The sequence below is a fragment of the Arthrobacter ginkgonis genome (assembly GCF_039540195.1).
Classification (GTDB): Bacteria; Actinomycetota; Actinomycetes; order Actinomycetales; family Micrococcaceae; genus Zafaria; species Zafaria ginkgonis.
Window position 1 is genome coordinate 2,421 of record NZ_BAABEO010000006.1, and the last position, 12,855, is coordinate 15,275.

A 12,855-nucleotide genomic window follows, 5' to 3' on the forward strand; every position below is an offset into this window, starting at 1 on the left:
CCCCCCGTCGTGCCCGCCACCCCCAGCGTCCGCCCTGCCCAATACCACGTAGAATTGGTTACCGTGACTGCCGAAAACACCGCCGCCCCCGCCGCCGCCAAGCACCCCGAGACCAGCGACCAGCGCCAGGTGCGCCTGGACAAGCGCGCTGAACTGATCGCTGCCGGCCGCGACCCGTACCCGGTCGGCGTTCCGCGCACCCATTCCCTCGGCGAGGTCCGCGAGCAGTGGGCCCACCTCGAGGCGGGTCAGGAGACCACGGACACCGTCGGCGTCGTCGGCCGCGTCGTGTTCCTGCGCAACACCGGCAAGCTCTGCTTCGCCACCCTCCAGGAGGGCGGCCCGGAAGGCCACGGCATCCGTCTGCAGGCCATGGTCTCCCTGGCCAACGTCGGCGAGGAGGCCCTCGCCGAGTGGAAGCGCCTGGTGGACCTCGGCGACCACATCTTCATCCAGGGTCAGGTCATCTCCTCCCGCCGTGGCGAGCTGTCCATCATGGCCCAGGAGTGGCAGATGGCCTCCAAGGCCCTGCGCCCGCTCCCGGTGCTGCACGCGGAACTGAACGAGGAAACCCGCGTCCGCCAGCGCTACGCGGACCTGATCGTGCGCGACGAGGCCCGCGAGATGGTCTACAAGCGTGCCGCCATCACCCGTGCCATCCGCGACACCCTGCATGCGCGCGACTACGTGGAGGTGGAGACCCCGATGCTCCAGCTCATCCACGGCGGCGCCTCGGCCCGGCCGTTCCACACCCACCTGAACGCGTTCGACCAGCCGATGACCCTGCGCATCGCCACCGAGCTGTTCCTCAAGCGCGCCGTGGTGGGAGGCATCGACCGCATCTTCGAGATCGGGCGCATCTTCCGCAACGAGGGCGTGGACTCCACGCACTCCCCGGAGTTCACCACGCTGGAAAGCTACGAGGCCTACGCAGACCAGTTCGTGATGGCCGACCGCATCAAGGAGATCATCCTCGCCGCCGCGGACGCCGCCGGCGTCGGCCGCGTGCTGGAAACCTCCAAGGGCACCATCAACCTCGACGGCGAATGGCGCTGGCTGGGCCTGTACCCGGGCCTGTCCGAAGCCGTCGGCCAGGAAATCACCCCGCAAACCCCGGCCGAAACCCTGCTGGCGGTCGCCGCGAAGCACGAGGTGAAGGTCGACCCCGCCTGGGACGCCGAGAAGCTGGCCATCGAGCTGTTCGGCGAGATCGTCGAGCCGACCCTGATGGACCCGACCTTCGTCTACGACTACCCGCCGTCGGCGCAGCCGCTGGCCCGCCACCACCGCAGCGAGCCGGGCGTCATCGAGGCCTGGGACCTGATCATCGGCGGCATGGAGCGCGGCACCGCGTTCTCCGAGCTGATCGACCCGGTCGTCCAGCGCGAGCGCCTCACCCAGCAGTCCCTGCTGGCGGCCAAGGGCGATCCGGAGGCGATGCAGCTGGACGAGGACTTCCTGCGCGCGCTCGAGTACGGCGCCCCGCCGATGGGCGGCATTGGCCTCGGCGTCGACCGCCTGGTCATGCTCTTCACCGACGTGGGCATTCGCGAGACCATCCTCTTCCCGCTGCTCAAGCCGGAAGCGTAGGCCCGCCATGGAGTACGTGGAGGTCCTGGCCCCGACGATCGTGGTTGCCCTGCTGTTTTGGGTGGTCATCCGGGCCGTCATGAATGCCGACCGCTCCGAACGCCGTGCGGAGGCCGAGGCGGAGGCGCGCCGTGCCGAGGCCGCGCAGGAAACGGAAAAGAACGACGACGGAAATTGATTTCCTGAAGCGGACAAAGATTGGTTGGGACTATCCGGATGTGATTAGACTGGCGTGCCGCACCGTCGGAAACGATAGCCGCGGCAGCCTGTCCCCCAACCAAGGAGCTCCGCGTGGCACGGAAAGTCGAAATCACGTTGATTGATGACCTCGACGGAAGCCCGGCCGAGGAGACCGTCCAGTTTGGGCTCGACGGAAACCACTACGAGATCGACCTCGGAATCGTCAACGCCTCCCGGCTGCGCGAGCTCCTGGCGCCCTACATCGAGGCCTCCCGCCGCTCCAACGCCTACTCCGCCGCCGAGGCCCCGGCCATCCGCGCCTGGGCCACCGAGCACGGGTTCCAGGTCAGCGAACGCGGCCGCCTGCACTCGGACGTCATCGAGGCCTACCGGGCCGCCCACCCCTAGCCCGGGGCGGGCCCGCAGGTCCCTCCGGCGGCCGGCCGGGCACACCCGATTTCGCGCCTCGTTTTCCCTACGGCGAACAAGCCCCACAGGGGCGCAATTCGTGCGTAGCATCGGAGGTACGCGTTAGCTAGGAGTGTGCCGCATGTTTGAGAGATTCACCGACCGTGCCCGTCGCGTTGTCGTGCTCGCCCAAGAAGAGGCGCGCATGCTCAACCACAACTACATCGGCACCGAGCACATCCTGCTCGGCCTCATCCACGAGGGTGAGGGGGTAGCCGCCAAGGCCCTGGAGTCCCTGAACATCTCGCTCGGCGCCGTGCGCGAGCAGGTGCAGGAGATCATCGGGCAGGGCCAGCAGGCCCCTTCCGGCCACATCCCGTTCACCCCGCGCGCGAAGAAGGTCCTTGAGCTTTCGCTGCGCGAGGCGCTGCAGCTGGGCCACAACTACATCGGCACCGAGCACATCCTGCTTGGCCTGATCCGCGAGGGCGAGGGCGTCGCCGCGCAGGTGCTCGTCAAGCTCGGCGCCGACCTGAACCGCGTCCGCCAGCAGGTCATCCAGCTGCTCTCCGGCTACCAGGGCGGCAAGGAAACCCCCGGTTCGGGCACCGGCCAGAGCCAGCAGGAGGGCGCGCCGGCAGGTTCGGTCGTGCTGGACCAGTTCGGCCGCAACCTCACCCAGGCCGCACGCGAAGGCAAGCTCGACCCGGTGATCGGCCGCGAGTTCGAGATGGAACGCGTGATGCAGGTCCTCTCCCGCCGCACCAAGAACAACCCGGTCCTGATCGGTGAGCCCGGCGTGGGCAAGACCGCCGTCGTCGAGGGCCTGGCCCAGGCGATCGTGCGCGGCGACGTGCCGGAGACCCTCAAGGACAAGCAGCTCTACACGCTGGACCTCGGCTCCCTGGTGGCCGGTTCCCGCTACCGCGGCGACTTCGAGGAACGCCTGAAGAAGGTCCTCAAGGAGATCCGCACCCGCGGCGACATCATCCTGTTCATCGACGAGATCCACACGCTGGTCGGTGCCGGCGCGGCGGAGGGCGCGATCGACGCGGCCTCCATCCTCAAGCCGATGCTGGCCCGCGGCGAGCTCCAGACCATCGGTGCCACCACCCTGGATGAGTACCGCAAGCACATCGAGAAGGATGCCGCACTGGAGCGCCGCTTCCAGCCGATCCAGGTCAAGGAACCCTCCGTGGAACACACCACGGAGATCCTGCGCGGCCTGCGCGACCGCTACGAGGCCCACCACCGCGTCTCCATCACGGACGGCGCGCTGGCCGCGGCCGCGCAGCTGGCGCACCGCTACGTCTCTGACCGCTTCCTCCCGGACAAGGCGATCGACCTGATCGACGAGGCCGGAGCCCGCCTGCGCATCCGCCGCATGACGGCTCCGCCGGCGCTGAAGAAGATGGACGAGGACATCGCCTCCGTCCGTCGCGAGAAGGAAGCCGCGATCGACGCCCAGGACTTCGAGGGCGCCGCCGCGCTGCGCGACAAGGAGCAGAAGCTCCAGGAGGCGCGCGCGGACAAGGAGAGGGCCTGGAAGAACGGCGACCTGGACGAGATCGCCGAGGTCAACGAGGAGCTCATCGCCGAGGTGCTGGCGAACTCCACCGGCATCCCGGTCATCAAGCTCACGGAGGAGGAATCCTCCCGCCTGCTGCACATGGAGGACGAGCTCCACAAGCGCGTCATCGGCCAGGACCAGGCGATCAAGGCCATCTCCATGGCCATCCGCCGCACCCGTGCGGGCCTGAAGGATCCGAACCGCCCCGGCGGCTCGTTCATCTTCGCCGGCCCCACCGGCGTCGGCAAGACCGAGCTGGCCAAGGCGCTCGCGGAGTTCCTCTTCGGCGAAGAGGACGCCCTGATCACCCTGGACATGTCCGAGTACTCGGAGAAGCACACGGTCTCCCGCCTCTTCGGTGCCCCCCCGGGGTACGTGGGCTACGAGGAGGGCGGCCAGCTCACCGAGAAGGTCCGCCGCCGCCCGTTCTCCGTGGTGCTGTTCGACGAGGTGGAGAAGGCGCACGCCGATCTCTTCAACTCGCTCCTGCAGATCCTTGAGGACGGCCGCCTGACCGACTCCCAGGGCCGCGTCGTGGACTTCAAGAACACCGTGATCATCATGACCACGAACCTCGGCACCCGGGACATCTCCAAGGGCGTTATGACCGGCTTCCAGTCGGCCACGGACACCAAGACCGGCTACGAGCGCATGCAGGCCAAGGTTCAGGAGGAGCTGCGCCAGCACTTCCGTCCCGAGTTCCTGAACCGCGTCGACGACGTGGTGGTGTTCCCGCAGCTGACCCAGGAGCAGATCGTCCAGATCGTCGACCTCTTCGTGAAGCGCCTGCAGAAGCGCCTCGACGACAAGGGCATGACGATCGAGCTCACCCCGGCGGCCAAGGTCCTGCTGGCCAGCAAGGGCTACGACCCGGCCATGGGCGCCCGCCCGCTGCGCCGCGTCATCCAGCGCGAGATCGAGGACCAGCTCTCCGAGAAGATCCTCTTCGGCCAGATCGTGACCGGCCAGCGGATCATGGTCGACGTCGAGGGCGAGGACGACGCCGCGAAGTTCACCTTCGTCGGCCACTCCGGCCCCGAGGCCATCACCGGGGAACCGGAACCGGCCGCCATCGAAGGCTAGCCATCGAAAGTTAGCCAGCGAAGGAAGGTCCGGGGGAAGCCACCCCGGATGCACCTGGCCCCACCGGAAAGGACCCCGGTTTCCGCACCCCTCACAGGAGGCGGAAACCGGGGTCCTTTCGCATGCGTCACTTCCCGCCCGGCCGGCGGGCGGGAAGTGAGGCGTGGGTGCCGCCCCGCCGCCGTGCGGCGCGGACCGCGCAGGTCCGGGATTCGCGCTGGGCATAGGATGGCCGCATGAGCTCCTTCTTCCTGCGCCGCGCCCGCACCGCGGACGTCGACAGCATCCGCGCCCTCGTCAAGCCGCTGGCGGACCGGCGCGTGCTGCTGGAAAAGGAGGCGGTGGCCTACTACGAAAGCCTGCAGGAGTTCCGGATTGCCGAGGACGACGCCGGAGCGATCATCGGCTGCGGCGCCCTGCACGTGATGTGGGAGGACATTGCCGAGGTGCGCACGCTGGCCACCTCCGAGGACTGGCGCGGCCGGGGCGTGGGCCACGCCCTGCTGGATCAGCTGGTGGAGGATGCCCGCGAAATCGGCGTCGACCGGGTCTTCTGCCTCACCTTCGAGGTGCCGTTCTTCCAGCGCCACGGGTTCGAGGTCATGGCCGACCAGTCAGTGGTGGACCCGGAGGTCTACTCCCAACTGCTGCGCTCCACCGACGAGGGCGTCGCCGAGTTCCTGGACCTGGCCCGGGTCAAGCCCAACACCCTGGGCAACACCCGGATGATCCGCCGCCTCTAGGACGGAGGCAGCTGACAAGCGCGGGGCAGCCGGGTCCCTGCAAGAGAGCGGCCAGGGGTCCCCGCACGCTAGTGGGGGAGTGCCACGCCCTCCGGCCCCTCATGGGCCAGCCCGTCGGCGAGCAAGCCGTCGAGGCAGCGCAGCCGCTGCTCCGCTGCCGCCGAGAGCCCGGTGAGCCGCTTCCAGGCCGCCGCGAGGGCCGGGTCGGCCTGCTCGGTGGCGGAAACCTGGCCGGAAATCCCGAGCAGCTGTGCACGCGGGACCGGGCCGTCGGATTCGCGCAGCACGGCCATAAACGCACCGCGCACCTGACGGTCGGTGCCCGCCCACGGTTGCCCCTTGGGAACGTAGTGCGGCTCCGGCTGCCCGGCCTCGACCCAGGCGCACGCGTCGGCGACCGGGCACTGCTGGCAGCGGGGCGAGCGGGCCGTGCACACCAGCGCGCCCAGCTCCATGACCGCGGCGTTCCAGGCGTTGGCCAGCCGCCCGCCGTCGTGCCCCTGCGGAGGCATCAGCGCCTCCGCCAGGCGCGCCTCGGCCGCCGTGTAGGTCGGTTCCGGCAAAGCGCGGCCGGAGACCAGCCGGGCGTGCACGCGCCGGATGTTGGTGTCCACGACGGTCTCCGGGGACCCGAAGGCAAAGCAGGAGATCGCCGCGGCCGTGTAGGCGCCGACGCCGGGCAGCGCCAGCAGGTCGGCGTGCGCCGAGGGCACGCGGCCGCCGTGGTCCTCCACGATCCGCTGGGCGGCGCCGTGCAGGCGCAGCGCTCGGCGCGGGTAGCCCAACCGTCCCCACGCGCGCAGCGCCTCCCCGGCGGGCTCCGCGGCGAGGTCCGCCGGCTCCGGCCAGCGTTCCATCCATTCCTCCCACACGGGTAGCACGCGCACCACGGGCGTCTGCTGGAGCATGAACTCGCTGACCATCACGCCCCACGGGGTGCATTCGGGGCGGCGCCAGGGCAGGTCGCGCGCGTTCACGGCGAACCAGTCCGTGACGCGGCGGTGCAACCCCCCGAGGCCGGGCTCTCCCAAACCGGGCTCTCCCAGGCGGGGCTCTCCGAGGTCGGAATGGGACACGGGTGGGACTCCTAGCGGATGGCGGCGGCGCGGAACAGGCACCAATACTCTACCGCCCGGCGTGGGAACCGGCTTCCGGGCCCGCTGATCCCTAGCCTCTTAACATGGCACCAGAGCAGTCCCGCCCCGCCTCCTCCGGCGTGGCCCAGCCCGGCGCGGCCCAGCCCCGCCCCACGCGTCCCAGCCCCGCCGTGTACCGCCGGCGGCGCATAGTGGCCTTGGCGCTGCTGCTGGCTGTCCTTGCCCTGCTGGTGTGGGGCGGCGCGGCGATCATCGGCCTGTTCCGCGGGGAGCCCGCGGCCGCCGGGCAGGTTGCCCCGAGCGTCTCCGCCACCGCCTCGCAGCCGGCCCCCGCCGCCGCTGATCCCTCCGCGTCCTCCGTGGCCGCCGCGGCCGGGGAAGCCACGGACGACGAATCCGCGGAGGGCGAGGCCACCACGGCATCCTCTGACGGGACTGCCGCCTGCACGGAGGCGGACATTGCCGTGGCCGCGTCCACCAGCAGGAAGTCGTACGCGTCCTCCCAGACGCCGGTGCTGGTTATGACCATCACCAACGTCGGGTCCTCCGCCTGCCGGCTCAACGTGGGCACCAGCCAGCAGGACTTCAGCGTTTCCAGCGGCTCGGACCGGATCTACTCCTCCTCGGACTGCCTGGCGGACCCGACGGACGTGGACATCACCATGAAGGCCGGAAGCTCGGAAACCGCCCGCTTCACCTGGGAGCGCAGGCGCAGCGCCCCGGGATGCAAGCCCGTCTCCGCCAAGCCCCGCCCCGGAACCTACGTGGTGACCGTGAAGCTGGGCGAGACCACCAGCGGCAAGGTGCCGTTCGTCCTCAAGTGAGGCCGGCACCCGGAACCGGGCGTCCCGCTCCCGCGGGCCGCCACATGAAGCGATCGGGCCACATGAACCGATCGGGCTACATGAACCGGTCGAGCAGGCTGGACTCGGCGATCCGGGACAGGCCCTCGCGCACCGTGCGGGCGCGCTGCTCCCCGATGCCGTCCACGGCCATCAGGTCCTCGATGTTTGCCGCCATCAGGCGCTGCAGCCCGCCGAAGGTCGCCACCAGGCGGTCGGCGACGGCGCGCGGCACGGACTTGATCCCGGCCAGCAGCCGGTAGCCCTGCGGGTGCACCACGGTCTCCAGGGAGTTCGTGTCCGGGGCGTACCCCAGGAGAGAGGCGATCCGGGACAGGTCGATCATGTCCGTGGAGGAAAGCTCGTGCAGCTGCGCCAGGGCCACCTCGATGTCCAGCGGCTCGGTGCCCAGTTCCGAGTAGTCCTTGAGCAGCATGTCGCTGCCCGGACCCAGCCCGGTGCTCAGCTCCTCCAGCTGCAGCGCCAGCAGGCGCCCGTCGACGCCGAGTTCCAGCACGTACTGGGCGATCTCCTCGGAGATCCGGCGGACCATCTCCTGGCGCTGCAGCACCAGGGCGACGTCGCGCACCGTCACCATTGCCTCGATCTCCAGCGCGGACAGCGTGCTGGTGACCTGGTCCAGGCGGGCGCGGTAGCGCTCAAGGGTCTGCAGCGCCTGGTTCGCGCGGGCCAGCACGGGCTCGGAGCCTTCCAGGACGTGCCGCAGGCCCTGCACGTAGATGGCGATGATCTGCATGGACTGGGACACGGAGATCACCGGGAAGCCGGTCTGGATGGCCACGCGCTCGGCCGTGCGATGGCGGGTGCCCGTCTCCTCGGTGGGGATGGTGTGGTCCGGGACCAGCTGCACGCCCGCCTTGAGGATGTTGGAGGCGTCCCGGTCGCACACGATCGCGCCGTCCATCTTGGCCAGTTCCCGCAGCCGCTGGGGCGAGAACGCGATGTTGATGTCGAAGCCGCCGGAGCAGATGTTCTCCACCGTGCGGTCCTGGCCGAGCACGATCAGGGCACCGGTGCGCCCACGCAGGATGCGCTCCAGGCCGTCACGCAGGTGCGTTCCGGGGGCGACGCGCGCCAGCGTGGTCCGCAGCGCTTCTTCGGGGCTCTTGGCCATGACCGTTCCTTCCGGGCCGGCCGGAACACAGAAATGGCGCGACCTTGCGCCTATTCTACGGGTGGCTAGCGGTTTCGCTGGTTGAATGCGACCTCCATCGCCTCGTGAAGCGTGCTGACCTGCCACACCCGGAAACCCTCCGGCACGTTGCCCGGTCCGTTGGGGGATGCCGGGACCACCGCGTACTTGAACCCCAGTCGCTCGGCCTCGGTGATGCGCCGTCCGATCTCCGGCACCGGGCGCACCTCCCCGGCCAGGCCCACCTCCCCGAACGCGATGAAGTTCGGCGGCAGCGGGCGGTCCAGCCGGGAACCCGCAATGGCCAGAGCGGTGGCCAGGTCCGTCGCCGGCTCGCTCAGCCGCACCCCGCCCACCGTTGCCACGTAGGAGTCCAGCGAGGACAGGTCCAGGTTGGCCCGGCTCTGCAGCACCGCCAGGATCATCGCCGTCCGGGACGAATCCAGCCCGCTGGTCGCCCGGCGCGGCTGCGCGTTGGTGGTCTTGGCCAGCAGCGACTGCACCTCCGCCACCAGGGGCCGCCGGCCCTCCAGCGTCACGGTGATGCACGTGCCGGAGACCGGCTCCTTGGTGCGGGTCACGAACAGGCCGCTGGGATCGGCCAAGCCCTCGATGCCGGATTCGGTCAGGTCGAAGCAGCCGACCTCGTCGGTGGGGCCGTACCGGTTCTTCACCGCGCGCAGCAGGCGCAGCCGGGAGTGGCGCTCGCCGTCGAACTGGCACACGACGTCCACCAGGTGCTCCAGCAGGCGAGGGCCGGCGATGGAGCCCTCCTTGGTCACGTGGCCCACCAGCAGGGTGGCCATGTTCCGCTTCTTGGCGGCGTTGATCAGCGACGCGGCGACCTCGCGGACCTGGGTGACCCCTCCGGCGGTGCCCTCCACCTCGCCGGAGGCCAGGGTCTGCACCGAGTCGACGATCAGCAGCGCCGGATCCAGCTTCTCGATCTGCCCCAGGGCGATGCCCAAGTCCGTTTCCGCCGTGAGGAACAAGGTGTCAGCGATCGCATGGATCCGCTCGGCGCGCATCTTCACCTGGGCCGCGGACTCCTCGCCGGTCACGTACAGCACCTTTGCGCCCCCGCGGGCCGTTCGGGCCGCGACATCCAGCAGCAGGGTCGACTTGCCCACGCCGGGCTCGCCGGCCAGCAGGATCACGGCGCCGGGCACCAGGCCGCCGCCAAGCACGCGGTCCAGTTCGCCGACCCCGGTGGGCCGGTAGGAGGCGGCGGAGGCGTCGATCTGCGCGATCGGGCGGGCCGGCTCGGCGACGGTGGCCGCGGCGGTGGTCCGCGCGGCGACGTGCCCGGTTTCCTCGACGGTTCCCCAGGCCTGGCATTCGCCGCAGCGTCCCACCCATTTCACGGTGGTCCAGCCGCATTCGGCGCAGCGGTAACTCGGAGCCGATTTCGGGCGGGCGGAGGTCTTGGTGGCCATGGGGTCGATGCTATCCCGCGCCCCTGACAGTCTGCCCGGGAAGGTCCGGGGCCGCTTCGGGCGGCCGTGCCCAGAGGCTGGGGCTCAGATGCGCGGCAGGTACCGGACGGCGTCCTCGTGGCTGGTCCCGGCGGCCTCCTGCAGGTCAACCAGCATGGGGCGCAGCAGCAGCACCAGCGCCTCGCCCTCCAGCCCGGAGACCCCGAACGCGCCCGGTGCCAGCCGGGAGGCGGAGGCGGCCAGCTCGTTGCGCGCCGCGTGCTCGGCCCGGTCCCGGGCGGACTGGTGCGCCTCGGACACCGAATGCTCCAGCAGGTCCACCGCGTCCGCCAGCTCCTCGAGGAACGCGGCCAGGTCCTCCGCGGCCTCCGGACCCGGGGTGCCGTGCATCAGCGCGTTGGCCATCCGGCGGGTGAACACGCGCGCGTTGCGCACCGCCAGGTCCGTCCCGTCCGCCACCCGGCGCAGCCGCTCCAGTTCGCCGCGGTAGCGGCGGAAGGCGGGGGAGATCATCGCGGTCTCCTGCGCCGACTTCAGCGCCGCCGGCAGCGCGTTCATCAGCTCCTGTGTGGTCCTCGCCCGTACCAGGGCGTGCCAGGCCGCCGTCGCATCCGCGGAGAGCAGCGCCGCCGCGCATTCGCGCAGCACCCCCGACAGCTCGCCCAGCAGCCCGCGCAGTTCCTTCACGGGTTCGCTGCGCGGGTGGCGCGGGATCAGGATCGCGATCGCGATCGCGAACAGCCCGCCGACGATCGCGTCCAGGCTGCGGGCGAACGGCCCCGCGGCCGGGACCGGCAGCAGCACCACCAGCAGGGACTGCAGTCCCAGCTGCGTGCTGAAGATCGTGCCGCTGTCCAGGAACCGCGCCAGCGCCAGGGACAGGGCGACGACGACGGCGGCCTGCCAGATTCCGGTGCCCAGCAGGCTCAGCAGCAGATCGCCCACCGCGATGCCCAGCGTGCAGCCGAGGGCCACCTCCAGGGTGCGCCGCAGCGTGGTGTCCCGGCCGAAGCCGGAGGCGATCATCGCCGACGTCGCCGCGAAGATCGGCTCCTCATGGCCAAGGACCTGCTCGGCGAACCAGTAGGCGGCCACCGCGCAGACGGTGATCTGCACGATCTTCAGCAGCGAGGAACGCACGCGCAAGATGCCCACCCGCGTCCTCCGGCGAATGAACCCCGCGGCTCGGCGGAAGGCGGAGTGGGATGGCATTGGTCCAGTCTTTCACGGACGCCCGGTGATCCGCGTCTCATCCCCTAGCCCCGCGGTCCGGAGGATGCAAGGGGCGCCTGGGGTTGTCAACCAAAAATGCGGCCTCCGTTCACCCTCCGTTCACCTTCGCCGGAACGTTCCTTTACCTGCCGTCCCTAACCTCAACTGAGGAGCGGGCAGACGCATGGCGCCTCCCGCACCCGGTCACCCACTGCACCGCTCCCCACTCTCTGACGGGGACCAGATCCCCAACTCCCGAAAAGAGGAACAACACGTGAAGGCTCTTCGCATCGGCCAGACCGCCGCCGTCCTGTCGGTCGCCGCCCTGGCGCTCACCGCCTGCGGTTCCAACAGCACCGCCGGCACCACCTCTTCCGCGGCCGGCGGCACCTCCGAGGCTGCCGTCTCCGGCACGCTGACCGGCACCGGCGCCTCCTCCGTCGGCGCGGCCATGGTTGCCTGGGCCGAGGAATTCGCCGCCGCCAACTCCGGCGCGCAGGTCAACTACACCGAAGAGGGCTCCGGCGCGGGCCGCACCGGCCTGATCGACGGCAAGGTCAACTTCGCGGCCTCCGACGCCTACCTGACGGACGAGGAACTGGAGGCCTCCAAGGCCACCTGCGGCCCGGACGGCGCCTTCGACGTGCCGATCTACGTCTCCCCGATCGCGGTCGCCTTCAACCTCGAAGGCGTCGAGTCCCTGAACCTGGACGCCGACACCATCGCCTCCATCTTCTCCGGCAAGATCACCGCCTGGAACGACGAGGCCATCGCCGCCCTCAACCCGGGCGTCACCCTGCCGGACACGAAGATCACCGTGGTGCACCGCAACGACAAGTCCGGCACCACCGAGAACTTCACCGACTACCTCTCCCAGGCCGCTCCGAAGGTCTGGACCGAGGAGAAGTCCGGCGACTGGCCCACCGCCTTCGCCGCCGAGTCCGCCAAGGGCACCTCCGGCGTCGTCGAGACCGTCGCCAAGACCGCCGGTGCCATCACCTACGCCGACGCCTCCCGCACCACCGGCCTGGGCATCGCCTCCGTGAAGGTCGGCGAGGAATTCTCCGCCCCGACCGCCGAGGGCGCGGCCAAGGCCGCCGACACCGCCCACGCCGTCGAGGGCCGCGCCGACCACGACATCGCGTTCGACCTGGACCGCACCTCCACGGAGGCCGGCGTCTACCCGGTCTCGCTGGTGACCTTCGGCCTGTTCTGCTCCTCCTACGCCGACCAGGAGACCGCGGACCTCGTCAAGGCCTTCGGCACCTACATCACCTCCGCCGCGGGCCAGGAAGTCGCCGCCGCCGACGCCGGATCCTCCCCGCTGAGCGCCGAACTCACCGCCCAGGCCGCCGAGGCCATCGCGACGATCTCCGTCAAGTAGCACGCCCCGGAACGCTCCGTTCCGCCGCCCCGCGGCGGGACGGAGCCTCCTGGTGTGAAGCCCCCTCAAGCTTCAGTACCTAAGGAATCCCAGTGTCCTCCAACGCTCTGACTGAATCCGGCAGTGCCGGACGCACAGGCGACAAGATCTTTTCCAC

The 12,855-nt window shown here is 70.2% G+C and carries 11 protein-coding genes; 7 read left to right on the forward strand and 4 right to left on the reverse strand.

Going from position 1 to position 12,855, the window contains the following annotated elements; all coding sequences use genetic code 11:
• The first annotated feature begins 63 nt into the window (after nt 1-63).
• The 5 genes from lysS to ABD912_RS01540 all read left to right on the forward strand — a co-directional run bounded on the left by lysS (nt 64) and on the right by ABD912_RS01540 (nt 5,574).
• Nucleotides 64-1,590 (forward strand): lysine--tRNA ligase, encoded by a 1,527-nt coding sequence (lysS, locus tag ABD912_RS01520; RefSeq protein ID WP_345147952.1) that lies wholly within the window; start codon nt 64-66, stop codon nt 1,588-1,590.
• Between the two features lie 7 nt (nt 1,591-1,597).
• Nucleotides 1,598-1,768, forward strand: a complete 171-nt coding sequence (locus ABD912_RS01525) for a hypothetical protein (protein ID WP_345147953.1) — start codon at nt 1,598-1,600, stop codon at nt 1,766-1,768.
• A gap of 113 nt (nt 1,769-1,881) precedes the next feature.
• Entirely contained in the window at nt 1,882-2,178 is a 297-nt protein-coding gene (locus ABD912_RS01530) for a histone-like nucleoid-structuring protein Lsr2 (RefSeq protein WP_345147954.1), read from the forward strand.
• A gap of 142 nt (nt 2,179-2,320) precedes the next feature.
• Nucleotides 2,321-4,831, forward strand: coding sequence for an ATP-dependent Clp protease ATP-binding subunit (locus ABD912_RS01535; RefSeq protein WP_345147956.1), 2,511 nt, complete (start codon nt 2,321-2,323; stop codon nt 4,829-4,831).
• A 236-nt stretch (nt 4,832-5,067) separates the two neighbouring features.
• A complete protein-coding gene (locus ABD912_RS01540) occupies nt 5,068-5,574 on the forward strand; it encodes an amino-acid N-acetyltransferase (RefSeq protein ID WP_345147958.1) in 507 nt (168 codons plus the stop codon).
• Nucleotides 5,575-5,642: 68 nt separating this feature from the next.
• Here the strand turns inward: ABD912_RS01540 and ABD912_RS01545 are convergent, their stop codons facing one another.
• Nucleotides 5,643-6,650, reverse strand: coding sequence for an HhH-GPD family protein (locus ABD912_RS01545; RefSeq protein WP_425548006.1), 1,008 nt, complete (start codon nt 6,648-6,650; stop codon nt 5,643-5,645).
• Between the two features lie 104 nt (nt 6,651-6,754).
• Between ABD912_RS01545 and ABD912_RS01550 the strand changes: the two genes are divergently transcribed.
• The gene (locus tag ABD912_RS01550) at nt 6,755-7,495 is read left to right on the forward strand and encodes a hypothetical protein (protein WP_345147959.1); all 741 of its coding nucleotides are present in this window, start codon (nt 6,755-6,757) and stop codon (nt 7,493-7,495) included.
• A 76-nt stretch (nt 7,496-7,571) separates the two neighbouring features.
• On the opposite strand, the gene disA is transcribed toward ABD912_RS01550, so the two are convergent.
• From disA to ABD912_RS01565, 3 genes are all read right to left on the reverse strand, one after another.
• Nucleotides 7,572-8,648 (reverse strand): DNA integrity scanning diadenylate cyclase DisA, encoded by a 1,077-nt coding sequence (gene disA, locus ABD912_RS01555; protein ID WP_345147960.1) that lies wholly within the window; start codon nt 8,646-8,648, stop codon nt 7,572-7,574.
• Between the two features lie 65 nt (nt 8,649-8,713).
• Complete coding sequence (gene radA, locus ABD912_RS01560) at nt 8,714-10,102, reverse strand: DNA repair protein RadA (RefSeq protein ID WP_345147961.1); 1,389 nt, start codon at nt 10,100-10,102, stop codon at nt 8,714-8,716.
• Between the two features lie 84 nt (nt 10,103-10,186).
• Complete coding sequence (locus ABD912_RS01565) at nt 10,187-11,257, reverse strand: FUSC family protein (protein WP_345147962.1); 1,071 nt, start codon at nt 11,255-11,257, stop codon at nt 10,187-10,189.
• Between the two features lie 331 nt (nt 11,258-11,588).
• Between ABD912_RS01565 and pstS the strand changes: the two genes are divergently transcribed.
• A complete protein-coding gene (gene pstS / locus ABD912_RS01570) occupies nt 11,589-12,698 on the forward strand; it encodes a phosphate ABC transporter substrate-binding protein PstS (RefSeq protein WP_345147963.1) in 1,110 nt (369 codons plus the stop codon).
• The last annotated feature ends 157 nt before the right edge of the window (nt 12,699-12,855 follow it).

Excerpts from the sequence above, each read along its gene's own strand:
- ABD912_RS01550 (WP_345147959.1), top strand. The coding sequence starts at position 6,755 with ATGGCACCAGAGCAGTCCCGCCCCGCCTCCTCCGGCGTGGCCCAGCCC.
- ABD912_RS01535 (WP_345147956.1), top strand. The coding sequence starts at position 2,321 with ATGTTTGAGAGATTCACCGACCGTGCCCGTCGCGTTGTCGTGCTCGCC.
- disA (WP_345147960.1), bottom strand. The coding sequence starts at position 8,648 with ATGGCCAAGAGCCCCGAAGAAGCGCTGCGGACCACGCTGGCGCGCGTC.
- ABD912_RS01525 (WP_345147953.1), top strand. The coding sequence starts at position 1,598 with ATGGAGTACGTGGAGGTCCTGGCCCCGACGATCGTGGTTGCCCTGCTG.
- ABD912_RS01540 (WP_345147958.1), top strand. The coding sequence starts at position 5,068 with ATGAGCTCCTTCTTCCTGCGCCGCGCCCGCACCGCGGACGTCGACAGC.
- radA (WP_345147961.1), bottom strand. The coding sequence starts at position 10,102 with ATGGCCACCAAGACCTCCGCCCGCCCGAAATCGGCTCCGAGTTACCGC.